The sequence below is a fragment of the Sphingosinicella humi genome (assembly GCF_003129465.1).
Lineage (GTDB): Bacteria > Pseudomonadota > Alphaproteobacteria > Sphingomonadales > Sphingomonadaceae > Allosphingosinicella > Allosphingosinicella humi.
This window is the reverse complement of record NZ_QFFF01000001.1, coordinates 2,410,571-2,433,866: the sequence shown is the minus strand read 5'-3', so window position 1 is coordinate 2,433,866 and position 23,296 is coordinate 2,410,571. Positions and strand designations below refer to the sequence as shown.

At 59.7% G+C, this 23,296-nt stretch carries 18 protein-coding genes; 8 read left to right on the top strand and 10 right to left on the bottom strand.

Annotated elements, in window-relative coordinates:
- The first annotated feature begins 155 nt into the window (after window positions 1–155).
- On the top strand, window positions 156–596 hold the full coding sequence (locus DF286_RS11985; RefSeq protein WP_109271647.1) for a hypothetical protein: 441 nt from the start codon (window positions 156–158) through the stop codon (window positions 594–596).
- 251 nt (window positions 597–847) lie between these two features.
- Window positions 848–2,152, top strand: a complete 1,305-nt coding sequence (locus DF286_RS11980; protein ID WP_109271646.1) for a VOC family protein — start codon at window positions 848–850, stop codon at window positions 2,150–2,152.
- A 425-nt stretch (window positions 2,153–2,577) separates the two neighbouring features.
- On the opposite strand, the gene DF286_RS11975 is transcribed toward DF286_RS11980, so the two are convergent.
- Window positions 2,578–2,997: an MbcA/ParS/Xre antitoxin family protein gene (locus DF286_RS11975; RefSeq protein WP_109271645.1), complete on the bottom strand. Its 420-nt coding sequence runs from the start codon at window positions 2,995–2,997 to the stop codon at window positions 2,578–2,580.
- 873 nt (window positions 2,998–3,870) lie between these two features.
- Here DF286_RS11975 and DF286_RS11965 point away from each other — a divergent pair.
- Entirely contained in the window at window positions 3,871–4,551 is a 681-nt protein-coding gene (locus tag DF286_RS11965; RefSeq protein ID WP_109271644.1) for a helix-turn-helix transcriptional regulator, read from the top strand.
- Window positions 4,552–4,614: 63 nt separating this feature from the next.
- Here the strand turns inward: DF286_RS11965 and DF286_RS15580 are convergent, their stop codons facing one another.
- The 4 genes from DF286_RS15580 to DF286_RS11945 form a co-directional block, all read right to left on the bottom strand.
- Complete coding sequence (locus DF286_RS15580; RefSeq protein ID WP_109271643.1) at window positions 4,615–4,809, bottom strand: DUF6961 family protein; 195 nt, start codon at window positions 4,807–4,809, stop codon at window positions 4,615–4,617.
- Window positions 4,803–5,003: a DUF5818 domain-containing protein gene (locus DF286_RS11955; RefSeq protein WP_109271642.1), complete on the bottom strand. Its 201-nt coding sequence runs from the start codon at window positions 5,001–5,003 to the stop codon at window positions 4,803–4,805. Before DF286_RS11955 ends, DF286_RS15580 begins: the two co-directional genes overlap by 7 nt.
- A gap of 768 nt (window positions 5,004–5,771) precedes the next feature.
- Window positions 5,772–6,299 carry a hypothetical protein gene (locus DF286_RS11950; protein WP_109271641.1) on the bottom strand — a complete coding sequence of 176 codons (528 nt, stop codon included), beginning with the start codon at window positions 6,297–6,299 and terminating at the stop codon, window positions 5,772–5,774.
- Window positions 6,300–6,644: 345 nt separating this feature from the next.
- On the bottom strand, window positions 6,645–7,286 hold the full coding sequence (locus DF286_RS11945; protein WP_146193615.1) for a TetR/AcrR family transcriptional regulator: 642 nt from the start codon (window positions 7,284–7,286) through the stop codon (window positions 6,645–6,647).
- A gap of 136 nt (window positions 7,287–7,422) precedes the next feature.
- Here DF286_RS11945 and DF286_RS11940 point away from each other — a divergent pair, with 136 nt between their 5' ends.
- Genes DF286_RS11940 through DF286_RS11920 form a run of 5 tightly spaced genes read left to right on the top strand, consistent with a single transcriptional unit; the run spans window position 7,423 to window position 11,989 of the window.
- Entirely contained in the window at window positions 7,423–7,833 is a 411-nt protein-coding gene (locus tag DF286_RS11940; RefSeq protein ID WP_109271639.1) for a RidA family protein, read from the top strand.
- A complete protein-coding gene (locus DF286_RS11935; protein WP_158274684.1) occupies window positions 7,830–8,279 on the top strand; it encodes an SRPBCC family protein in 450 nt (149 codons plus the stop codon). Before DF286_RS11940 ends, DF286_RS11935 begins: the two co-directional genes overlap by 4 nt.
- Window positions 8,272–9,288: a Rieske 2Fe-2S domain-containing protein gene (locus tag DF286_RS11930; RefSeq protein ID WP_109271637.1), complete on the top strand. Its 1,017-nt coding sequence runs from the start codon at window positions 8,272–8,274 to the stop codon at window positions 9,286–9,288. Before DF286_RS11935 ends, DF286_RS11930 begins: the two co-directional genes overlap by 8 nt.
- Window positions 9,289–9,337: 49 nt before the next feature.
- Window positions 9,338–11,500 (top strand): TonB-dependent receptor, encoded by a 2,163-nt coding sequence (locus tag DF286_RS11925; protein WP_109271636.1) that lies wholly within the window; start codon window positions 9,338–9,340, stop codon window positions 11,498–11,500.
- A gap of 48 nt (window positions 11,501–11,548) precedes the next feature.
- Complete coding sequence (locus DF286_RS11920; RefSeq protein ID WP_109271635.1) at window positions 11,549–11,989, top strand: DUF4440 domain-containing protein; 441 nt, start codon at window positions 11,549–11,551, stop codon at window positions 11,987–11,989.
- A gap of 471 nt (window positions 11,990–12,460) precedes the next feature.
- Here the strand turns inward: DF286_RS11920 and DF286_RS15305 are convergent, their stop codons facing one another.
- From DF286_RS15305 to DF286_RS11895, 5 genes are all read right to left on the bottom strand, one after another.
- Entirely contained in the window at window positions 12,461–17,224 is a 4,764-nt protein-coding gene (locus tag DF286_RS15305; RefSeq protein WP_146193614.1) for a T6SS effector amidase Tae4 family protein, read from the bottom strand.
- Window positions 17,225–17,266: 42 nt separating this feature from the next.
- Window positions 17,267–18,505 (bottom strand): OmpA family protein, encoded by a 1,239-nt coding sequence (locus DF286_RS11910; RefSeq protein WP_109271634.1) that lies wholly within the window; start codon window positions 18,503–18,505, stop codon window positions 17,267–17,269.
- 931 nt (window positions 18,506–19,436) lie between these two features.
- On the bottom strand, window positions 19,437–21,350 hold the full coding sequence (locus DF286_RS11905) for a hypothetical protein (RefSeq protein WP_109271633.1): 1,914 nt from the start codon (window positions 21,348–21,350) through the stop codon (window positions 19,437–19,439).
- Window positions 21,347–21,916, bottom strand: a complete 570-nt coding sequence (locus tag DF286_RS11900; RefSeq protein ID WP_109271632.1) for a hypothetical protein — start codon at window positions 21,914–21,916, stop codon at window positions 21,347–21,349. The genes DF286_RS11905 and DF286_RS11900 overlap by 4 nt, the downstream gene beginning before the upstream one ends.
- A complete protein-coding gene (locus DF286_RS11895) occupies window positions 21,913–23,085 on the bottom strand; it encodes a dsDNA nuclease domain-containing protein (RefSeq protein ID WP_109271631.1) in 1,173 nt (390 codons plus the stop codon). Before DF286_RS11895 ends, DF286_RS11900 begins: the two co-directional genes overlap by 4 nt.
- Window positions 23,086–23,296: the final 211 nt, after the last annotated feature.

The following is a 23,296-nucleotide window of genomic DNA, read 5'->3' as shown; positions in this document are numbered from 1 at the left end:
CTACCTTCTGCCGTTCAGCTGCCTAAACTATTGGAAAACGAGCGCAGTTCGCTGCTCGAATTTGGCGCACGCTAACCAAATCGTAGCAGTAGTTCCTCAAGCCCTAGCCAGCGACCCTGATCTAAGGCGATCCAATTCCAGACTAGGAGCTCAAGGTGATTTTGGAAGAATTGCACGGCACTACAATTTCAGATGTATGCTTCGACGGTCACGGCCCGATCGTGGTTACCGGCAGCTATGTTGACGAGGAAGTGCGGTGGAAGATCACCGCGTGCGAAGCAGCCAGATTCACATATGCTCACGAGGTCGACAGCCGATCCTGGTTCCTCGAGGTTGAGTATGAGCACGATAGCGACCGCAGCTTGAATGAGCAGCGAATGCTCTGGGCGATGCGAGACGCTTTCATCCGTTCATTCCGAGTAGAAAACCACGGTGTATTTTTAGAGAGCGATGACGGGCGAGGGATTGAGATATACTACAGTGAAAACGGTTCGAACGGAGTGACGATCGAACTTTCATCTGCCACTTCGAACCTGCCATCTGCCATGGTCCTTCCCAAGGATTTGGATAGGTTCGGGTTGGCTGAGGAGACCTGACATTTAGCCTCAGCTCGGCTGATGAGGATGGTACCACCAATGCAGGTTCCAAGTCGCGCAGTGTTCCCTCCTTGTCACCTAGCGGCCTCTATGCGCAGCTAGAGGCCTTCAGGTGCGCCCCAATAGGGTGCCGGTCCGTCACCCCTCCGCCATCACGCGCATTAAATCTGGGGTTGTTGCCTATCCTCTCACAATTCTAATCTAGTTTGCAGCCGCGTGGGGGTGCGTCGGTTTCGCGTAAGGAGGGTCAAGTGAATACGAGAACCGCGCAAACCTTCGTTGTTGCGTCAGACGACCGGCTTGCACGATTGATCGAAGGCGCACGTGACCGCCTCGTGTTTCTAGCACCCGCCGTCACCGAACCCGTTGCCAAAGCCCTAGCCGCCCGTCTGCCCGAGGTTGGGCGTTTGGATATCACCATCATCTTGGATGCCGATCCTGAGGTTTATCGGCTCGGCTATGGCAGCCCCAGTGCTCTCGAATTGTTACGCACGGCGGCTGCGAAGCACCTGTTCCCCCTCCAAATCCAGCCTGGCATTCGGATCGGGCTGCTCATCGCGGACACCGCGACATTGCTCTATTCGCCCGTCCCCCAACTGATCGAGGCCGGCTCTACAAGCGACGAGAAGCCGAATGCGGTGATGATAAGCGGCAGCGCCAGTGAGAAGCTCGCTGTAGCAGCGGGTGCCGGCCCCGCCGAGAAGACTGGTGATCAAGAAGTCGGTCTGGCGGCCTTAACACCCGAGGCCGCCACGGCGATCACCAGCGATCTCAAGGCCAACCCACCTCAAAAGTTCGACATCGTGCGTTCCGTGCGCGTATTCAGTTCCCAGCTCCAATATATAGAACTCAAAGTTCAAAATTGCCGTTTCAGCAGCCGGCGCGTGGCCCTACCGCCGGAACTTCTCAACGTGGCCGATAAGAACCTGAAGGACCGAATTTCTAGCGGCATACGACCGCCGGCGGATGCCCTAGGCCCCTTCACGATCGACATCCTCGACGAGGACGGGAGCATGAAAAAACGGAAGGTGAGCGAGAAATGGCTGAGCCAAGAACGAGAGCGCATTGAGCAGAGCTACACCTTTGAGGTTCCCAAGTACGGGCGAGTCATACTCCGATCGGAGCGCGCCAAATTTGATGCCGAGGTGGAGCGGTTCGAAACCAACCTGCGTACCTATCGCGCCGCTGTGAATGCCAGCCTGGAAAAGGTGAAATCCAAGTTCGCCAACACCATGGTGACCGAGTTCCTGCCGCGTTGGAAGCAGCGCTCGCCCGATTACATGAAGCGATTCAACGATAAGCCACCGGTAGAGGATTTGAAGGCTGAGCTCCATCGCATTGCGAATGAGCTTCTGGATAAGGCATTCGTGTTCGAAGAGCCGTCCATTCGGGTCGTGCCCAAGGATATCGCGCCGGAATCCGCCGCTCAAGAGGAGTTTTTGGTGAAGCTCCGCGTCGCGATGGAGAAGAAGCGGATTCCGGCGAGCATAATCGCCTCACTTTTCCGGAATTTCGACGCCGCCGAGGGAGCAAAACAGGAGGGATTGTTGCTGTGATAGTAAGTCTACCCTCGTTCCCCGACCCGACTTTCGCGCATCCCGACAGCGCAGCCGCCACCACAGCTTGCTTTCGAACACCTTCGGAGAGCTAATGCCATGCCCCCTTGGTTGATCCCGTTTGCAAAGAAAGCCGGCGTGTTCGTCCTGACGAACGGTCCAACTCTCATCGATCTGACGAGGAAATATGGTCCGCCTGCCCTAGGTGGGTTTAAGAAGCATGGTCTAAAGCCTGTGAAGATATACCAGCATTTGCGCGCGGAAACGGTGAGGCTACCCGCTTCTGGCCCGGCTGGCATGCACGAAGCTCCAGATCCGACGGCCAAAGCCTCGGTTAAGTCCAAGAAGACGCCCGCGCCAGCGTCACAGAAGATGGCAGGATCATCGAAGGCTAAGCCCAAGCGCTCATGAGCGAACTGGCTCGCCTATGGCGATGCCCACACCTCTGCGTCCAGGTAGCGGCGGACAGCCTGAAGGTCCTCAAGAGTTCCGGTCGACAGCCGCTCAATGGGGCTCCGCCCGCCGAAAACCTGCGCCGAGTTTGGTCGGCGCATCCATGCGTCGGCTCGCTCGGGACTCGGCAGCAGCGTGTTGATGCGTTTGAAGATGCCAAGAATATAGGAGATCCTCTCGAGGGTCTCTGCTTCCAGAGCCTCCGCCTCCCCGCCTTTCCCCTGCCGATGACGCACCATTGCCGCGTCCGAGAGACCCAGGAGCTTGGCTTGTTCAGCCTCCGACAGCGACCAGGCATCGGCTATGCGAAAGAACGTTCGCAGCGCCGGTCCCGTCAGTTCTCGTCGTTGCTCCGGTGTTAAGAGCTCCGGGCGCGAGGGCAGCTCCATCATTTCCTCCCACTATCTGTTCCCATTGATGCTGCTCACACCTCAGCAAGGGCTGCGACGATGCGGATCGGCGGCGACAGACGAGAGCATTCAGCACCGGCTCCTCGGAGCGATATCGATCCTCATGCCGGCAAGCGTGGCTTCCAATCAGCCGCACATCCTGTCGTCGGGATCGAACTTGTCCCATCGAAGAGCCCATCCACCCTCAACCATCGCGCAGTTCAATTCCAGCCCATCTTCTCGCCAGCACCAGGCCGTGACCCGGCCATAGCTCGTGCCAGTCTTCTGGCATTGAAGAACATGGCCAAGAGCCAAGTCCTCCAGAGCCGCTTGCGCAGCGGCGCCGGTCGCTGAGGGACAGGGGTGTCCGGGACTGCATGTCTCGTCGAGTTCACGCGCTGCTATCGCAGTAAGCCTGATCTTCGGCCCTTCCGCGCACCAGATTGGGCCATCACCATCATGCACCGTCGTGACGGTGCAGCTAAACCGATCACGAGCAGCGGGCCCATCGAGACGGCCGGTCGACAGGCCCGCGCCCGCCGTCGGCCAAAGATAGACTGCCGTGAACACACAGCCTGCGAGCAAGGCTGATGTGATAGCAAATTTCATTCGCCCCCTCCCCTTTCGCCGCCGCGTGGATGGCGGCGCTTAGACCAGATAACGCGCGCCTCTGCTCGCCTTATCGCCGCCCATCCTAAGAGCAGCGCCGGCGCGATGGCCATCACCAACTCCAGAAAGTCGCACATTCACCAGTGCCTCCGTTCTCGACTCAGGGAAGCTCTCAAACCACAAGTAGCCCCCTGTAGGACAGCAATTTGTTCTTGTTTCGTTCTTGCAGCGGGAGGAGAGGAGCGATAGCTTGTTGTTGGGAGCGGGATGATCCTTGCGCGACCTGCTCCGTTCGCGGGTTCGCGGACGCGACCGTTTCTGTCGGAGGAAGGTGCTTGTTGTCGCGTCATGGCAAGATCAGATGAAGAGCGCGCGGCCCCTGTCAGTCCTACCATGTTGCTTTTCCGGTGGGCCTATAACGACCCCCTGCCCCGCGTCATAATCGACGACCTTCGGCGGCTCCATTGGACGAACTCGGCGGCCAATGCGGAACTCGCCAGCTCGCAAACCTTCGCAGACCAGAACGGTCGCCTCGTCATCAAGACGCTCGGGCAATCCGATGCATTCAAGCAGTTCATGGAAGGGGCAGACATGACTCCCTCCTGCTTTTGTGTGCCGGCCGCTGACGGGAACGGCCATATGATCATCAGCTGTCAGGAGCTCGCCGCGTCTAATCGGACACGCTATTTCGGTCTTCTGTTTCGTCGCGCGGGAAGGAAGGAACAGATCCGCTGCGCCGCGCTCGATCAGGCCTTTGGCCTCACCCGTGCGGAGATCAGGACGCTGACCTCGTTACTGGACGGCAGCACGGCCGAGGAGATCTCCCACGATCATGGGACTACCGTCGCGACAGTGCGCTCTCACATAAAGAGCATCTACTCCAAGCTCGAGGTGCGATCCCGGGAGGCCCTCTTCCACAAGGCACGCCCTTTCATTCTCGATGCGTGACCTGCGCCGGTTGAGCGGAACGCTGGCTCGGTCGCCATAACTCACAGCCTGATGCCTCCAGCCTCAGTTTAAGTCCCCAGGTGGTGGGCCCAGCAACTCCTTGATCCGCGCGCCTATCAAGCGCCAGGTTCGAGCTCCTGCTTGGTCGCCCTGCCGCTCAAGCTCGTCAGCCCTTGTCACTGCAAAAACGGTCGCTGCGGCCCCATGCTGGCGAACGGTCTCGTTGGCGCAAGCCCAAATTTCCCAGTCACTCAACACGGCGAGATACGAGCCACCTCAAGGATGTCGAAGTCGATCCGCGTGCCCTCAACCCGAACCCGAGATCCGAGGAGATCATCAAAGGATGCGCTCACCTCAAGACGCCAACGTCCGCCCTCGTCGCGTTGCAGGATGAGCCAGCCTCGCTGGCGCAGGAGCAATCCGGTTTCGCTGTGGAAAGATCCGATCGACATGCACTCTCCGTATGTGCGCCAACGGGGAAGCGCATCTGGCGTCGGCAGTCCATTAGACGAGATTGTTGCGCCTATTGCGGCGCGCGCAAGTTAGATTTGGTTTTAGCCGTCAGCTCGATCGACACTCAGGTTCGGCCAGACGGCGGCTCGCGCGAGCCGAGCGCCCTGCTCCAATCCATGATCTCGCTCGTCGATGCCGCACCAGGGAGAAGCACTCGTCACAACCAGCCGGCCTTGTTTGACGATCACTGAAGGACCTCCCCGTCCCGCGACAAAGGCGGGAAGTCGGTCGTCCAACCGCCAAAGCCGATAATCGAGAAGCCTTATTGTCGTTCCTCTCCGCCTAAGAGCGCCCCACAGCCGGAGGGGATCGGCTGGACGCGCCCCGTATGCCACGGCAATGACATCCATATGCTCGCTGCCGGCAAACCGAAGGACGTCCGCATAAATTTCGGACGTGATCTCCGGTTCGGCGAACACATAGGTTGGCGATCGATCAGCACAAACACCGCCTCTGATTGCGTGGGGCATAGCACCGCAGCCCCACTCTTCTCCGCCCCCAAGAATGTCGACGATAAGTCTCTGAGCCCGACGCGCCTCAGGCTTCGGTCGCCAAGATGCATCTCTCAGGAGCTCTAGACGAGTGCTGGGCGAATGGGCTGCTGGGCATTCTCGGCGGATAGTCATTCTGTGGCCGACCTGGGCGTCGTGGATACATGACCGAACGATCCGCCTTGTTTGGCTAATCGCCTGTTCCCCGGCCTCATCTCAGAAGCCGCCCGAGTTGAACAAAAGCGTGTCAGCGCAACCGAAACCAAAGCCATGTTCCTGCTGATCCTTCCAAGGCCTATCGGAGGTTTGCCGAAGCGGACCCTGCCCCAAAAGAAAGGTCGCACCATCCGCGCATGATCCCTCAGGATCGGGCAACAGCCAGAGCTCGTCGTCCTTACCTAGGCTCCAGAGACGAAGCTCATCATGCCAATGCACCTGCCCCTTCGCACTACGCGCGAGCGACATGTAAATTGTAGAGTTTCCAAGCTGACTCTTCCCTGGTTCGATGAACAGCACGCTAGAACGGGTTTGCTGGATGTAGCTAGCGCACTTGTCTCTGCGGCCGTCGGCCGGTCCGAGCACGATCACGGTGTCGGGTTGCGGTGCATATATCAGCTCGCCGAGACCGGCGAAGAATATGTCACTGGCTAAGTCAATGTCCCAGCCTGCGAGATCCGCGAGAGCGAACGCGGCTCTTCTGCTGCGTTCCATACGAGCCAGTCGCTCGGCGTCCTTATATTTCATTCCAATCTTCATGGCGGATGCCCGCCTCCGATGATGTATCTCCCGTCCACCACCGGACGGGTCTATTTTAGTAGCAGGAAAGTCTCGCCCCCTGTCACGACCTCGCGGCAAAGGCCGGTCCATGCCAGTAACGAATAGGCTTCATGACCCGATCGACGCTCGGGTCATGTTAGGATTTGCGACCACTGCGGCACGATCACACGCAGGAGAACTAAGCCGCTCCTGCTGATCATATTCGATTTTGGATAATCATAACCCAAAACGCGCCACTCAGGCGTTGCCATGGGACGATTCCAGCAGCTCTTTCGCGGAGCGTCAACGACACGTCGCCTTCAGCCCGGCGTCTCAGGCGGCAGAGGCTGCCAGGCGCGCCAGCATGACGTCGGCCAGACACGATACCGTCTCGTTGAGGTCGAGATGGACCGGATCAAGAGCCCTCTGAATTCTCAACCCTTCGATGCCCGCGATGATGACCTGCGCGGTGCGTGTCGCGTCAAGATCCTGCCTGAACGCCCCCCGCGCCTGCCCAACCACAATCACGCTCGCGATGAGCCCCCGTGGCTGATCATAAAGATCCGCCCCCCGCGACAGAAAGAGCTGCCCATGCTCGTTCTTCTCCCGAATGATCACGGACCAATAGTCGATCAGGATGCTGAAGAAGCCGCTGGCCCGCTCATAGCTGTCGACGAGCGCCAGGATGAGATCGTGCAGGCCCTGTCGAGGCTCCTCCGTGAAACGCGAGATGTCCTCCGGCCACTCCACCAGATCGCGGCACATGGCGAGGAACAGTTCGTCCTTCGAGGCGAAATACTCGTAGAGCGTGCCCTTCCCGACGCCCGCCTCAGCAGCGATATGGGCCATTTTCGTTCGCGCGAAACCCTCTCGCGCAAACACCGCCGCCGCCGCCTGAATAAGGCTTCTTCGCTTCGCGTTCTTATCGACGATCCTTGGCATCGGTCCACCTGTCTGGTCGCCGAACGATCGCAATGAGGGACGAAGCCCGGCTTTGCACCCGCTCTACCGCCTGCATCCATGGTCGACAAGATTAACTTGACCGACCCGTCGGTCGAAAATAAGCCTGGGTTATGGACTCGGCCAAACTCGCTCATCCGAAGGTTCTTTCATGACCGGTCATCGGCCCATCCACAAGCGATCGGCCACAGAAGACGCATTTGGGTTTGCGCAGGCCGTCATCAGCGGAGACGAACTGTTCGTCGCCGGCATTCTGAGCGTCGATCAGGCGTTCAATGTCCTCGACCCCGACGACATGCGAGTACAGGTGCGGCGCGTATATTCAGAGCTGGGCGCGCTGCTTGAAGAGGCGGGATTTGCGGTCGGCGATATCATCCAGGAGACCGTGCACGTGACCGACATGGCCGCCCTCGTGGCTGCCAACGAGGTCAGAAAGGAAGCGCTTTTTCCGGCCAGCCCCGCCACCACCGCCGTCCAGGTTTCGGCTCTGGTGTTGCCGGGGCTGGTGATAGAAGTGTCCTGTCTCGCGCGCAGATCCGGCAGATCGGATTCCAATCCGTGACCGAGAGCGCCCGCGTCGAAGCGCAGCTTGCTGCTCCTGCCGATGCGGTCTGGCGGTTCTTCCGTTGGGACAATCTGGAAGCGATGCTCCCCGGCGGCTTCTTCACCGCTGTGGACTACGATAAACGCGCACCGGTGCCCGGCGCCACTCGCACCATCACCCTTGCCGGTGGCCAGAAGGTCGTCGAACGTCTCGAGAGCCTTTCGCCGACAGGTCATGGCTTTCGATACCGCGTCCTTAATCTCGCGGACTTTCCGCTCGCCGACTATCTCGGCTCAGTCTCCGTCTCGCCCGAAGAGGACGGCAGCTGCCGGATCGTCTTCTCCTGCGAGTTCGTGCCCAGCCGCATCAGCGCGGCCGAGTGGCGGGAAATCTACACCGCCATGCAGACCGCGTTCATCGATTTCATCCGCTCTCAGGTCGAAACAGGAGACGCCCATGGCTAGCGCCGCGCAATCCGTGCCGCATTCCAATCCCGTCCGGCGCGCAGCCGGTCCGCCGGTCAAGGCCGAAGGCGAGGACGGTCTCTTCACGCAATCCTGGTTTCCCATCTGCCTGTCGAGCGACGTCGGACCTGAAGAAGTGAAGGGTTTCGATTTCCTCGACGGCCGCATCGTCGTCTACCGGGGGGCCTCCGGCCAGGCGACGGTCGCCAGCGCCTATTGCCCTCATATGGGGGCCGATTTGGCGGTGGGGCGTGTCATCGGTGACAGGATCCGCTGCGCGTTCCATCATTGGGACTATGATCTGACCGGCAAATGCGTCGCCACGATGGTCGGCGACCCCCCGCCCCCGACGGCCTGCCTCTATGTCTTCCCGTCGCAGGAGCGCTACGGGCTCATCTGGGCCTTCAACGGAGAGGAACCCCTGTTCGAGCTGCCGGACTTTCCCTTTCCGGAGAAAGAGCTCGCCTTCAAGACGATCGAGCTGCCGGGACTGTCGCCGGTCGATCCCTGGGTCCAGTGCTGCAACACGCCCGACATGCAGCACATCAAGGCGCTCCACGGGGTGAGCTTCAACCAGGAGGATCCGCACGAGGCGGTGCGCTGGACCGACTTTTCCTGTGCTTATGATTTCGATGGAACGCATGTGAACGGAGAGCATGTCGAGAATAGCATCGCTGTCTACGGCACCTCCTTATACTACCAATCTACCTTCATCGACGGGAAGTGGTTCGGTTTCCTGGTGCCCATGGGACTTCCCAAGCCGGGTCACTCGAAGAATTTCATGGTCGCGGCTGGCAAGAGAGCCGACGGCACTCCCCGCGAGGTGGAGGAATGGCTCGATTTCGTGATCGAGTTCGAAAAGCGGGTCGTCGGCGAGGACCTTCCCATCATGAACACCATCCGGTTCCGACCGGGGACGCTGACGAAGAGCGACAAGACCTTCGCCCGATATCTGAAGCTGCTGCGCGCCTATCCGCGCGCCCACCCGTCGGCGGAGTTCATCAAATAGTCCACAGCGGGTCCTTTGGCTTCAAGCAGGTCATGATCAGGGGGGAGGAATGCAAGTGGCAAAGGTCGATCTGTTCTGCTGTGGCTCGCTGGCCGCGCTCTGTCTTGCCTCGCTGCAGGCGACACCGGCGCATGCTCAGGACGCCTCCACAAGCAGCGCCGGGCCAACGGCTTCGATCGAGCAGCCGGAGAAGGTCGGCGAGATCATCGTAACCGCGCGAAAGCGCGCCGAGCGGCTGATCGAGGTGCCCGAGGCGATCACCGCCTTTACGAGCCAGCAGATCGAGGAATCGGGGATCGAAAGCGTCAACGACGTCGCCTTGCGCGTCCCCAATTTCTCGATTGTCGAAGCCCAGCAGCCCGGGGTGAGCGCGATCAACATCCGGGGTATCGGCCAGGTCCGCAATGCCGAGCCTCCCGTCGCCGTCATCGTCGATGGCGTTCAGCTCAGCAGCGCCAGCCAGATCACGCAGGATCTCTTCGATATCGAACGGATCGAAGTGATAAAGGGCCCCCAGGGTGCGACCTATGGGCGCAATGCGCTGGGCGGGGCGATCAACATCGTAACCCGCAGGCCGACCAACGATTTCGAAGGCTGGGGACAGGTGGGCTATGAAACCGGCGATACGTTTGCCGCGAGCGCTGCCGTTTCCGGACCGATCGTAGAAGACCGGCTCCTGTTCCGGATTTCCGGCAGCCTTCGCAATTCAGACGGGGACATCCCCAATGTAACCCTCGAACGTCCCGCCAATTTCGAGGACAGCCAGAATTTTCGGGCCAGCCTTCTTGCGCAGCTAAGCGAACGCATGGAGCTCGATCTTCGCTACAGCCGGCTGGATACCGAAGCCGGGGCGGCCTGGTACACCTTGGTGCCGCCGGGCACGTCTATCAACGCGGTCCTTCCGGTGACGGCCGACCGGCTGGGTCGATCGGAGCGCGTACTCGATGACGCCTCGGCCAAGCTCGATGTCGACCTTGGCGCTGCGACGCTCACGTCCATCACCGCTTACTCGAAGGTCTCGTCTGACCTGGACGAGGATTTCGACTTCACCCCCCTTGACCTCCTCAGCGCCACCCAAACGGTGCGCGAGGAAAGCTGGTCGCAGGAGCTTCGTCTCGCGTCGGCGAGATCGGGGCCCCTGAAATGGCTGGCTGGCGCCTATTATCTGGAGACGGACAAAAGTCTCGACAGCGTCGTCTTCCTGAGGCCCGGCGCCGGTGGGCTCCTTGTGCCCTTTCCTATTCCGGGCCCGGTCCCGTTCAGCGCCACCCGCTCGACTGACGACAATCAGGCCTACGCCCTGTTTGGCCAGATCGGATATCGCATCCTCCACAAAGTCGAGGCGACGGTCGCCGCACGACAGGACTGGGACGAGCGCGTCCAGCTCGACCGGGTCGCCGGCGAGGCCTTTGCCCGGACCTTCAAATCCTTTCAGCCGAAATTTCAGCTGACCTATTATCCCAACGACGACGCGACCTTCTATGTGAGCGTGGGCAAGGGTTTTCGCAGCGGCGGCTTCAACCCTAACGACCGCATCGTGCGAAGCTTCGACAAGGAGGAGGTGTGGAACTACGAACTCGGCGCGAAGGCCGCCTTGTTCGACCGGCGCCTCAGCCTGTCTGCTGCGGCGTTCGTCACCGATATCGAGGACCGACAGGTCTATGTGTTCGACCTTCTCGCGGCCGCTCAGATCATCACCAATCCAATTCCCGCAGCGCAGGTGCGGGGCTTGGAGGTCGACGCCATCCTGCGACCGCTGCGCGGTCTTGAATTATCGGCGTCCCTCGGCCTCCTCGACAGCGAGATCCAGCGCTACGATCCGACGGTCTTTGCGGGCCTGCCCGCAGCGGGCGACTTCACCGGCAACAAGCTGCCCCAGACTGCGCACAGCTCCTACAGCCTCGCCGCACAATATAGCCATGACATCGCGGCCGATGCCTCCGTCTCAGCGCGGGCCGAGTTCAACAGCTCTGGCGGCGACTATTTCTGGGAGATCGACAATCTCGACCGGCGCGAGCGCATAGACCTGCTCAACCTCCGGCTCACCGGCCGCTGGCGGGGCTTGAGGGTGACGGCTTATGTCGAAAACCTCCTCGATGAGGAATATGTGCTCGAATATATTTCGCAGCGCTTCAGCGGGGCTCCGCTCGGCAATTACTCCATACCGGCTCCCGATCGACGCTGGGGATTCCAGCTGCGCCACCAGTTCTGAGGGCGTGGGAACGATGCGAGCCTTGAACCAGGGACAGGAAGGCCATTCATGACAGACAGCACCCATTCGCAGGATGAAAGCGAGATCATTGCGATCGTGGCGCGGATGTTCGACGCCATCAGCTGGAACCCCGACCAGGGGCCCGACCTGGATGGGTTCGCGCAACCGGTTCTGCCCGAAGCCATTCTCGTCCCCTCCGCACGGCCGGCGGCTCCCACCGACATCGTCTCCTTCACGGACCGCATGCGACGACTTCACGCGGAAAGCGCGATGGCGACGTTCAGCGAAAAGCCGCTCACCACGGTGGTTCACTTATTCGGGAACATCGCGGTGGCGATCGGCGGCTATGAGATGCAGGTCGACGGAGACGCGCCCGCCCGAGGCGCCAACGCATTCCTGTTCGTGCGAACCGAAACAGGCTGGAAGGTTGCGGGCTTGGCGTGGGACAGTGAAAGGCCCGGCCTTGCCTTGGACGCATCGCTATCCTGAGTTCCGGCCTCGGGCGTGCCGCACCCGTCCTTTCCGGCCTGTGCATCTCCTCTGTTGATCTGACAGCCGACACGGCCACAGACGAATGGCGACAATGGTAAGAGGTGCACCTGAGCTGCCGAATGTCTGCAGCGGATCGAAGCGAGCTTCGTCCCAAAGCTGAGCGAACGCCGGTCAGTGACGGCACGACAAACTCGGAACGATCAGCGGACTCAACGGAATGACGCGAGCTGGCCGAAAGCAGCCAGTCCGGTCTTGTGGGCTGAGGCTCGAAAGCAGACACTATTCAGGCCGAACCTTGTGTCTTCCAATCCTTCAACGAAGGCGGCGCAGTCGGTCAGTCGTCTCAGTAGCGCCACTCATGGTAGCGAATGCGCTCACGCCACTTCTTCTCCGCCTCACACCCCTCCTTCGCGGCCTCTCGCCGCTGCTCGCGGTCGAGCTTGCCGCGCGAAGCATGGCGCATAATGTTCAGCGACGCGAACGAATGTATTGTCCGAGCATCCAAATTGGCCAGAAACTGATTTCTGCTCTGCCTAGGTTTTGCAATGCGGAGCCTGAGATTTCGTCACCCCTCCAGAGATCCATATGATCCCCGTTGAACGCGGTCTCTCCGCGCCTTTGCCAGAAATTGCGAAAGGCGATCAATCCTTGCTGACCGGCCAGCAAGGGACTCTTGGCGTAGTTTCTGGCATCCTTCGGTTGGAGTACCGTCGGTCGACCGAGCCGCTTTTCCAGCAGTTCCATGAGGTGCTCAACCGAAGCAATGAGTTTCCTTCCGCGCTTGTCGCGCACGATATAGTCTCTCCAGTTATCGAAGAGGGCGCCTGCTCCAGCGTCGTGGAATGCGAGCGAGATCCTCGTTGCACACATGTTCATATGCGCTTCTCCAGCGCGCTGCTGCTTGAGGAACTTCTTGTCTGAATAGACGTCCGAATCCATGTAATGGTTGCCCAGAGAGGCCCACATTCCCTTGAACAGTTCGTCGTCAGTAAACTGCTGCTTTCGGGCCGGCGCTGCCTCGGCCACGGACGGCTGGAACAACCGGAACGGCCACGGCCAATTGGATCGACCGGCTGACGAGCCGCCGGCCCGCCGTTCGCCGATGTCCAGTTTCGTCTGGCCATCGGAGATACTGAATGGAGCGCCCTGTGCTGCTGCCGTCTGAATGGCGGACGCGACCTCGGGCTTTTCAAGGGGGGACGTCGCCTCAGGCGTTTCAAGATCTGAGATCATCGCTCCGTTGAGGCGGTTTAGAGATTCCCTTCCTTCCTCCTCTGTGATGCGGCCGTTTGCGACATCGCTTTGAATCGAAGCCTTGACCCGATGCCCAGGTGCGGTTGATGCCCCGCCCCCACCCGGCGCGATTGGGACGCCCGTATAGTAACTGGCGACAGCTTTTAGAATGTCGCCTGCAATGGCGGTCCGCTGCTTGTTGAGCTCGGTTGCCATTTCGCCGAAGTTGGTCGTGGCCGCGTACGATTGGGCGAGAGCATCGCGCGCGCTCTGCTGGGTGCCCGCGAGACCGCGAGCATCAGGGAACGGGCTGCCCGTGGCGAGCGCAAGGATTGCCTGCGCAATGTCGACGGGTGATGGCGCTTGTTCGAGGCCCGTCGGTTGCTGGCTGACAGTTGACGGCGCCGCCGCCGGCATGAAGGGGGTTTGTGGCTGTGCTCGGCTGCCAGTCGAAAGTGGGTCAATCGGGGTGGGCTCGTCGGGATGCCAGTTCCGCGTATCGTCGATCGGTTCGCAGCTGTTGCATCTGCCCATCACGGATTCAGCAAACACGCCTTGGGTCGGTACCGCAATGTGCACCGTCGGGCTGTCCATTTCAGGCTTATAAATCTTGAGCAAATCCGCAGGCTCCTTGTCTGCGGTCTTGTGGTCGGCAGTTTCGCTGATGTCGTTGAACCGGTCGAGCTTCAGTCCAGGCGCCAGCGGCATCACTAGGCTATTGCCGACGATCGCAACAATGCGGTTTTCCACCACTGAAGCGACGCTTCGGCCGCCCGCATTGGGCGCGACGTAGCCGTCTAGCAGGCTGAACCGGCGTTCCACATCCATGTGCCACCAGATCGCCTTGTGGTAGAGCTCAAGGTGCTCATTCAAATGACGGACAAGGCTAGCTTGTGCCCGCTCGTCTTCGAGCTTGGGATTGCGCGTCTCTTCGAACAGCAGCGGGGTTGAAATGCGAACTGCGTTCGACAGTAGACGTGGGCGGCTACGCCCGGCCAGCTCACCCACCAACAAGGATCGATTGAACCGAGTTATGACGTGGATCAGCAGCTCTGAGATCTCGACGCGGACATGGCTTGGCAAGACCACTGACAGGTCAATCCTAAGCGCCCGAACTTCAGAGCGGTGTAGGCCTGAAAGAGACTGAGATTCGGGCAACGCAACTCGCAAGCCCTGACCCGGCCGATAGTCGGCGACGATGCCCAGTTCGAAGTTGATGGGAGTCAGCAGGCCCTGCGCCCCTTCGGCACTGAAGACCAGGCTCTCAGCCAGTTTGCGAGCGATGATCGGCGCAGCGTCGGACTCGTAGAGCCGATGACGCTTGCTCTCGTCCTTTTCGTTCTTGAGCGCGTTAAACACGCCAGCCAACTCAGGGAAAGCAAAGCCGAAGAATTGTGAGGAGGTCGTCGCGGCATCCAGATTCCGGGGAAAATCGAAGACTAGTCGTAACTCCAATTCCCCGCCGATCTTGAGAATCTTCTCGTCGGCGTAGCCCTTCGCTCCGGCCGGGTACTCAGCCTGTTTGAGGCGCACGCACGCATCGAAAGCATCGCGCAGATATTGCGTCGGAACATAGCGTTGCAGGCTGTCGCGCCACCGCAGCGCCTTCTCGGCGTCGAACGGCCGCACTGGCATTGGGACGTACAGGCACTCTCGGACCGACGCCAGTTCGTTATCGACTTTAAAATGCCTCAATACCTCGAAATATTGGACCGTTATCGCATGACAGGAATTGCGGTTCGCGACCGTCTCCGAAACAGCTCGCGACGATTCCGTTTGGCTGACTTGCTGAACGGTCGTCACCCGCTGCGCCCGATAGGCATTGGCCGCCTGAATCGTGCTATCTCGAAGCTGATTGACGAAGTTGGCGGCTAGCGTCTTGGTTGAGTCTTGGCTCGACGTCGATGACGCGCTCGATGATCCGCCGCTTGATCCCAGCGAAATAGGGCCGACTGATATCCCGAAACCGCCACTGCCACCGCCGCCGCGCGACTCCGAGCTGCCGCGCAGGGTTTCGTTCAGCGCCGAGTTGACGATTTCGGAAATGCCCCGTTCCCGGGTCGCTTGATTGGTCAGTCGTTCGACGTTTTCCTGAACGGCCTCGGCTCGAAGATCATCCTGCCGCGCCCAGTCGATCACGGCGATTTTCTTTTGCTGTAGTGGAGCGAGCGGCAATGAGTAGCGGAGGTCCCCGAGCGAATAGCCGTCGGGGCGCCATACCTGCTTCACCGTCAGTATACGCCCGTGAGAAATGGTGGCTGCCTGCGTGATCATCGGGGTCTCGTCCCAACTGATCGGGTTAACCCTCGAAAGGGGCGCCCGAAACAGTTGATCGATTGGCTCGATCGACGGAACGGTGTCAGGGTTGCCAGCAACTGCCGCCTGCTCGCCCTCCGCCGGCTTCACAGGCTTCGGAAACATCGAAGGAAGTTGCAGAAACTCCCTGGTAATCATCGGGTCCGTCGTTCTGACCACGATGTCGAAGCTGAATTCGTCGATCGCGCGGTCACGCTCGTGGAAGGCAAGAGCGTCGCAACTACAGTCACCGCTCGCTTCCACAGCGAAGTCGGCAAAATTCTTCCGTCTTAAGCGAGCGTCTACTTCGAGCAGAATGGGCTGTGGGAACCGCCTTAATGTGCTCTCGGACTTAGTGAGCAACTTAACGGCGAGCGGCATGCCAATCCCTGCCACCCTGATAAGGGCATATTCGGACGCAAAAGTGGCGTTGTCCGGATAAGAGAATTCAAAAGAGCCTGTCTCGTCGGTCTGGGTGACGGCGAGTGCCTGCGGCGCAATGAGTACATCTGGAATATCGTCATCATCGTCGCAGTGGTCCTGATCTTGACCGAGAAAATCGATCGGCGGACAACAGTCATCGAAGGTTTGGTCGAACGCGGGGGGAGCGTAGATTGCAATCGTCCGCGATCCGAAGGGCACCCCATCCGAAAACCACAGTTTGCCGCGGCCCGTTTCACGGGTTTCAGCCTTACTGAGATGTTCGTGCCGATGAATGGCTGCCTTGAGATCCTGGCCGGCCCCCACTTTGACAGGTTGCGTCTTGTCCTCGGTCAGCCAATCACGCAGGGTTGGACGGTCGAGGTAGCAAGTGATTAGCTGACTTCCGTCCGGTCCAAGCACGTCGAAACGGGCGAGATCGCCATACTCGACCTTGTCTTTCTCAAATCGCGTTAGCCCTTCGATGATGAATTCATACTTCTTCTCTTGAGGCTCCGTGAGCCAACCGAGCAGCTGGGTTGTCTCGAATTGGAGCTTTGGAGTGGTTGCGCCCGCCTCAACGCCCAAGTCCTCCGAGCCTTGCTCGGGAACCTTCGGCTGATCGGCGCCAGCCGGCTCTTTCGGTTCTGCAGGCTGGTTGCTGCGAGTAGGGTCTTCGCCATCGGGGAGAAGTTTGCCGGAATCTGCATCGCCGTCGCCTTCCTTGCCCAGCAAAGTGTCGATGAATTCCTGCCAATCCTTTTTCTTGAGCGCCTTCCTGACCTCTCTCGGCCCCGACCGGGCTCGGTCAACAATCTGCTTCCAACCCCTATCCGACTGGCTCCTGAAGACGTCGCGCATCTGCTGAAGGAAATGATCGACTCCTGCTTGATTTCCATTTTCATCCTTGGAGATCAGGTCCTTGAACGCGTCGACCGCTGCCGCTCCAATCCCGAGCGGCCCTGGCAGCTTGGCCATAGCTTCAAGGACCCGGTCGGCCACCAGCAGCGCCTGCTTCTTCGCCTTGTCCAAAGACGACGCCGACTTCCGTTCCTGAAAGGTCAACGCGACGGGAAACGGTAGCACCGTGGTTTCGGTTTCCGGTTGAGCCTGACCGTACGAGGCCCGTGGTACGCCCGACGAGCCTGGACGATTGGTTGAAACCGGCGCTGCGAAACGCCCCTTTAGAATAGTAAGCAGCGCTTGAAACTGCAGCCCGACGTCATCCCCGCCCTGTTCAGCCGGAGAGAATTCGATTCTACCCTTGATCAGTGCGCGAATCATATTGACCCTCGATCCTACGATGAGTGCTTGCGGCCGGCGGCATCAGTCAGCCATGGCAGGCAAATCCGGCGACGGCCCAAGCTCGCCCTTCTTTCTCGGCGTTCCTGAAAAGGTTATCGACACCCTGCGCATGGGCGCCAGGCAGCTGAACAGCTTGCGCTGCTGGATTGAAAGAGCCAATGCCGCGTCCCTGTCGCGCACGCTCCTCGGGTCGCGGGCAATAAGCCTTTCAGGATAGGCGGTCAGCTGACCTGGGGTTTTCCCGGTGCAGATTTCGCCACGATCCAAAATCAGCGGGGTCGGAACCTGAATGTCCACTCGGCGGCGCCTGGCGCCTTGACCAATAATCCTATTGGTCGTCGTGACCTTTTGGTACGTCGCGAGACAGCTTTTCCACTGATCGACGTCGATCTGCTCTGTGCCTGGACCGATACCGACGCCGGTGGCTGCAAACTGCCCGGGGCGGGACAACATGATGCCGTCCGCCTGAAGTCCATCGAGCACTCCAGCCACCGTGTCGGCACGCCCGTTGGCCAATTGGTAGTTGTCGCACAGCCCGCCAATCGGATCGGTGAAGCCCTCCACCCGATCGATCGAGACGCCGTCAAATTCTCCGAAAGCCTTGCGCATTACCGCTTCGGCCCGGCGGCGATGAACAGCTTCGAGTCCAGCCTCGTTGTACTCGAAAATCTGGTCGGCGTTGAACTCGATGAAGAACTTGCCTGGGCCGGTGGGCGTGAGCTTCACGAACACGACGCTAGGATCGAAGGCCTGATCCTCGCAGGCAAAACAATCGTTGGTTCGCATCAGGAAGTAGGCGGGAATCAAGGCGATCAGTAAGACGACCAGCAATGCAATGCTGACGCGATCCTTGCCCGTCAGCCTGCGTTCACCCTGGTAGTCCTCTGCGCCGGGAGGTTCATCATAGCCCTTGGCGATGAAGCGTTTGTACCGCGCCAAGGTGCTATAACGTCCGAGGTGAAGCAGTTCCGCTTGCTTTGGCCAAGATTTCAGCAGGTCAAAGGACGGCCGGTCAGAACGTTCGAACTTGTGCTTAGAAAGGAAACTCCAGATCCGCTCAGGAGCCATTCCCCTCATTCGGCTTGGCCGGCGGCATTCGCCGAGAGCCTCCTCGCAATCCTTCGACCAGCCAAGAATTATTCCGTCGACCGGCTCACCGGAGGAGCCGCTGACGAGCGACCGGTTGACCAACCAGAGGGTCAATCCTCCGAGGAAGGCGCCTAGAAAGGCCGCGAAGAGCGTACAATATAAGTACAGCATCGCCGGAGCATCCCTTGGGTGGAGCACTCTCACTCATGCGACGCGACTGATTGCACCTTAAGTGCTCATTTTACTGAATTTATAATAATCATGTCAATTAGGAAGTTAACAATAATATGAGTAGGCTATGCGTGAAGCGACTTACCCTTTCGAAGGATAGGGTTACATTTTCATTCGCTCGCCTCTGATTAGTACCACGCCGTCTGACAGCCGCGAAGGCGCAATGCTTTACTTCAAAACCGGTTGCTCGATGCTACCCGACGTCCAACGCCGGACTGAGTGGCCGTGCTTTTGTCGACTATAAGACTACGTGGACGGTTGTGCCCACGACGCAATAGAGGCTTCACGACTGAGGGTCTTGCGGGTCCAAACATGCTGATCGCTTTTCTGGCGTCGACGTCATCTTCAGCGACGAAGCAAAGCAAAGTCGGTAATGAAGGCCGAGGCAGTATCATCGGTTTTACTCCTGAATGCGCAATCTGAACGGTGGAGCAGGGCTGTTGTCGCGCATGTGGGGGCAGCCGTGGGCGCAACGTTCCAACCTGCGGGCAGCGATACCACCGTGCCTCTTCCGGGAAGGGCAATGGCAAATCTCGAGGGTGCTAATTGGTAGTTAGAACGACCGGTAATGGCGAGACTTAGCCGAAATCGGATATAAGCTGTGACCTAAGCGAAGGTTCGCTCACGGGTGCGGGCTTCGGCAATCGGAACGACCTGGATGGGCGCCTTGCGGAATAGCTAGGTGTGGCCGGAAGCAGAATGTCCGCTGGTTGGTCGAAACAGCATGAAAGCGGACACAAGGGAGATTTGGCGCCACCGCCGTCCGACTGAGGGTCGAGCTACGCCGCACCTCGGTCTGGAGACCTTCGAGGGTTTGCCGCAAAGCGATGCAATTTGGGCCTGATCGTTGATCGCCGCGCCCTTTCAACCATCAAGCGATATGGACCTGCCGCAGGGCTTGAACATGTGCACCGGCGAGCCCCGTGAACGACGCACCGGTAATCAGCAACTGGGCACCTTCGAAAGCCTCTCCCGACAGCAGGTCAACAAAGGGCTGGACGATAAAGTTTTCTTTGTCCTCAATTGCTTCCCCGAGAAACTCCCCCGGCAAATCAATGATCGCAATGCCTGGGTAGTGAGAGCCCGGCTTTCCGGAAAGAGAGAGCAGGCCGTAGTGATAGGCCATCAGAAAATAGAGCGAGTCCGTTCCTTCAAGTGCCGCCATCCAGCGACGGTTTCCGACGCGGAATACCCCTTCGCGCCGGGAAAGGCTGATCTGAACCGGACTATGACGCCAAGTGTGGGGCCTTAGATGATTGAGAGCTTCGAGATATGCGTTCATGCCGTCCTCGAGATCGCTGGCGGCAGCGCCGAAATCGACCGTGCGCATTACTTCGTCAACGCGCTCCTGAATCGGTTCGATTTTCGCTTCGAGCGCGGCGATGCGATCCGCGATGTCTGTCTCAAGCGCCAGAGCGGCACTGACCCTGTCAAGCTGCCGCTCTCGCTCGCTCGCCTGACCCAAAGCCATGTCGATCTTACTGATCTCTTCCTGCGCCACGGCGGCAATCGCCTGTCGCGCCGGAACTAGCTCATTGTCGATGATCCGCAGTTGGCGCTCGTCATCGGCGATCTGCGATGCGTGGTGCCGAATGTCTCTCGCTAGAACGTCGGAGAGCGCCGCTGCCTCTTTCCGTTCGCTCTCCAGCCGTTCGCGTTCGAACCGCAATCGAACTGCGCCTAGCCCCTCGACCATAGGCTCGGAGGGCCGTGCCTGGTGGCAGAGGAAGCAATCGGGGGAGGGAATAACGACGGGCGCGACGGTCTGATCGCACGCCGGGCAATGGGTAATTTTCAAATCGGCCAGCATTGTGCCGGCGTCCTCGGCGCGAGCCATCCGGTCGAGCTCATCGGCGAGATCGCTTTCGTATCGCGCAACTTCGCGGGCGCGATCGACAGCGGAGTTGCGATCGCGGGAGCTAGCCTCCAGTCGAGAGGAGACGAGGGCGCGAAGCTCGCCCAGTTCGACAATTCTGCTGCGCTGGCCGGGATCTAGGGTCTCGCCCGCCGACCGGCTCAGCAATTCGACACGTTGCCGCCTGAGCACCTCGGTTTCGGTCGCGATGCGCACCTTTGCCGCTGCAACCGTTAGCGCATTCACCACCACCGAAATGTCTTCATCGGAGAGGAGGCCGCGTGCCAGCTCAGCCAGCGTGTGCTGGTACTGGTCTCGACGAGCCTTGAGGCGTTCGACTTCCAGCTTAAGTTGAACCAGCTCACCGTAATCATCGGTGAAGATGCGCTGGGCCAGCCCTAGGAATTGAAGCAGCGACGCATGCTGCTCGCCCTCGGGCTGTTGGTCGGCTAGGCCGCTCCAGAACCGCTGCTGGCGATAGATATGGCGAAGTAGGATGCGAAAGCTGAGTTCCGGCCAGGTCTGCCCCGACATCGGGTTACCCTTAGGAAAATGGACGAGCGGGATATCGAGCTTGGCGAAAAGCCAATGCTGGAACTCCTTCGTATCCATCACCTCGTCGCCGACGAAGATCTTGCCCTTCGCGCCTGGCTCGAGCCAGCGACGCTCAATCCGCACCGCATCGCCATCGACGATGAGATTCGCGGCGGCGCTTTCGTATTTGTCGGCGAGACCTGCCTCATCGCTACCTTCGTACGGATTGGCGCCCGTGTCGCCGAGTAGGAAATCCAGTGTCTGCAGCCATTTCGTCTTGCCGGTATTGGGTGGGCCGACCAGAAGATTGACGCCTGTTTTGAACGTCAAAGACTCGACGTTGCCGGTGGTGAGCCGACGTTCGAGGCGCGCAACCGACAGAAATGCGTTGGTCATTGCTCGATCACCTTGCCCATTTCACGACGGCTGACCTCCTGATCGAAAAGTCGGTAAATCATATCCTTGAGATACGTCCCCGACTTCCGCCCGAACGTGGCTTTGATCTGCTTCAACCGACCGACCAGAGTCGTGAAGGATGGTCGTGCGGCTAACTGTTTTGCCCGCTCACGGCCCAGCGGGGTAAGCGCAAGACGAAAGGACTTGCCCTCTTTGGTTACCGAGATGAGCGCTTTCGCCTCGAGGTGCGAAAGCACGTGGTAATAGCGCTTGTCCCACGGGCCATAGTGATGGCGGACCATTGCAGCCTCTACCGTGCGATTGTCATTCGGCAGAGGAACCATTCCGTCGGCCTGGGCGGCTTCGGCGGCGCGAGCGATGTCGAAGAAATCCGGGTATCGGGCGAAGAAGTCGAGTTTGGCCATTTTTGTGAGGCCGTCGATGCGGCCACTGGTCCCGCAAAATTCCATGAGCAGCATCAGGCGCGCCGCGTGGAATTCGAGCACGTCGTCTGCGGCCAATGGCAGGCTTGCGGGCTGCGCGCCAAGGCGGTTGAGCGACCTCATTTTGCCGGCCGTTTGAAACGCAGCAGACAACGATCCGCGATGTCGTAAAGGCAACCCTTGAGAAAGGCGCCCGCGCCCTGCTGCGCTTCCGGCGCCGCATTGATCTCGTCCATCTTGGCGAGGCAAAGCGCGTGGAAAGCCGGTCCCGACAAATCGAGTTCGCCCGCGACAAGGCGCGACCTGAGGGTGAGCGCCTCCGACTTCACACGCGCCTGCATCTGCCCGATGCTATCGGCCTGCATGTAACGCGGCGTGCGCACCTCGGCGGCATATTCGCGCCGAAGATCCACCGCGAGAAGGACGAGCTCGTCGGGAAGGTCCGCCGCAATCATTTTCGCGGCTAGCTTGCCGCCCGAAGCCTCGGCCTTGCCGTCGACGATCTCGGCCAGTTTCGACTGCCACCACTCAAGGACCTGGGCGCGGGTGATAATTTTTTTCGCCTTGTCGGGCACCCATTTCGCGTCGCCCGCCGCTTTGGTCCAAGCCCGCATCTCGTCGAGCAGCTGGTCAATCTGTTCATACAACAAGGGGAGTCCGGCCAGATTACTGAGCTGAAGCAGCCTTCGCCGATTCTCATTTTTGGCAGTGGCAAGGTCGTACCGGACGTCCCACCGACAATTTTCGAGCCAATATTGGCAGCCATTTCCCTTGGCGGAGACTAGGCTGGGAAACTTACTCTCGATTTCGTCCCGCAGGGTCTCCAACTCGGCCGCGACGAGCGCCCGGGCTTCCGATCCGCAATCATAGGTTAGAGGCGATAGCGCCTCGACCACCGGACGCAGCGTCACCAGTCGGAATAGCGCAATTTCCTTATGCCGATCACGCGCGAGCGACGCCTCGAAGATTGACAAGGTCGTCTTGGTTGGCTTGCGGCACAGATCGGCGGTTGACCAGAGCTTGTCCGGCTCACCGGCTTTAACCTGCACAAATTCGGCGCACTCATCGGTTTGGCCTTCAAGCAGCCAGACCAGGACGAGATCGTCATGGGTTTCGCAATGGACGCGTAACAGCGCCGGATCTTCCAGCATCACAAGCAGGAAGCTGACGGCGATCTCATCCTGGTAGGTGAATCCTTTCCGCGCGATGGGGCCGCCCTCTTCCACCGGAGGCGCGTCATTGATCGAGGGCCACGCCACAGGTTGCCCTTGCGCAACGCCAGTTTCGCTCATTGGGCGGTCGTCTCCGCCCTTATGCGCACATGCCAATTGCTTGATGGCGAATAGTCACCGATCATGCCCTCCCAATGACAAAGGGCACTCAGGCTCGGCGGATTGCAAGCATAAATAGCGGCGGGCGGTTGGGTTGTGCGACCAGTTTGGGCCAACGTCTCGCCGCCTCGCGACAGGATCAGTACCGTGTCGACGTTTCAGATCGACACTC

Coding starts and splice junctions, on each gene's coding strand:
- DF286_RS11975 (WP_109271645.1), bottom strand. CDS start 2,997: ATGATGGAGCTGCCCTCGCGCCCGGAGCTCTTAACACCGGAGCAACGA.
- DF286_RS11895 (WP_109271631.1), bottom strand. CDS start 23,085: ATGAGCGAAACTGGCGTTGCGCAAGGGCAACCTGTGGCGTGGCCCTCG.
- DF286_RS11925 (WP_109271636.1), top strand. CDS start 9,338: ATGCAAGTGGCAAAGGTCGATCTGTTCTGCTGTGGCTCGCTGGCCGCG.
- DF286_RS11905 (WP_109271633.1), bottom strand. CDS start 21,350: ATGACCAACGCATTTCTGTCGGTTGCGCGCCTCGAACGTCGGCTCACC.
- DF286_RS11940 (WP_109271639.1), top strand. CDS start 7,423: ATGACCGGTCATCGGCCCATCCACAAGCGATCGGCCACAGAAGACGCA.
- DF286_RS11920 (WP_109271635.1), top strand. CDS start 11,549: ATGACAGACAGCACCCATTCGCAGGATGAAAGCGAGATCATTGCGATC.
- DF286_RS11965 (WP_109271644.1), top strand. CDS start 3,871: ATGATCCTTGCGCGACCTGCTCCGTTCGCGGGTTCGCGGACGCGACCG.
- DF286_RS11910 (WP_109271634.1), bottom strand. CDS start 18,505: ATGCTGTACTTATATTGTACGCTCTTCGCGGCCTTTCTAGGCGCCTTC.
- DF286_RS11930 (WP_109271637.1), top strand. CDS start 8,272: ATGGCTAGCGCCGCGCAATCCGTGCCGCATTCCAATCCCGTCCGGCGC.
- DF286_RS11900 (WP_109271632.1), bottom strand. CDS start 21,916: ATGAGGTCGCTCAACCGCCTTGGCGCGCAGCCCGCAAGCCTGCCATTG.
- DF286_RS11950 (WP_109271641.1), bottom strand. CDS start 6,299: ATGAAATATAAGGACGCCGAGCGACTGGCTCGTATGGAACGCAGCAGA.
- DF286_RS15305 (WP_146193614.1), bottom strand. CDS start 17,224: ATGATTCGCGCACTGATCAAGGGTAGAATCGAATTCTCTCCGGCTGAA.
- DF286_RS11955 (WP_109271642.1), bottom strand. CDS start 5,003: ATGTCGATCGGATCTTTCCACAGCGAAACCGGATTGCTCCTGCGCCAG.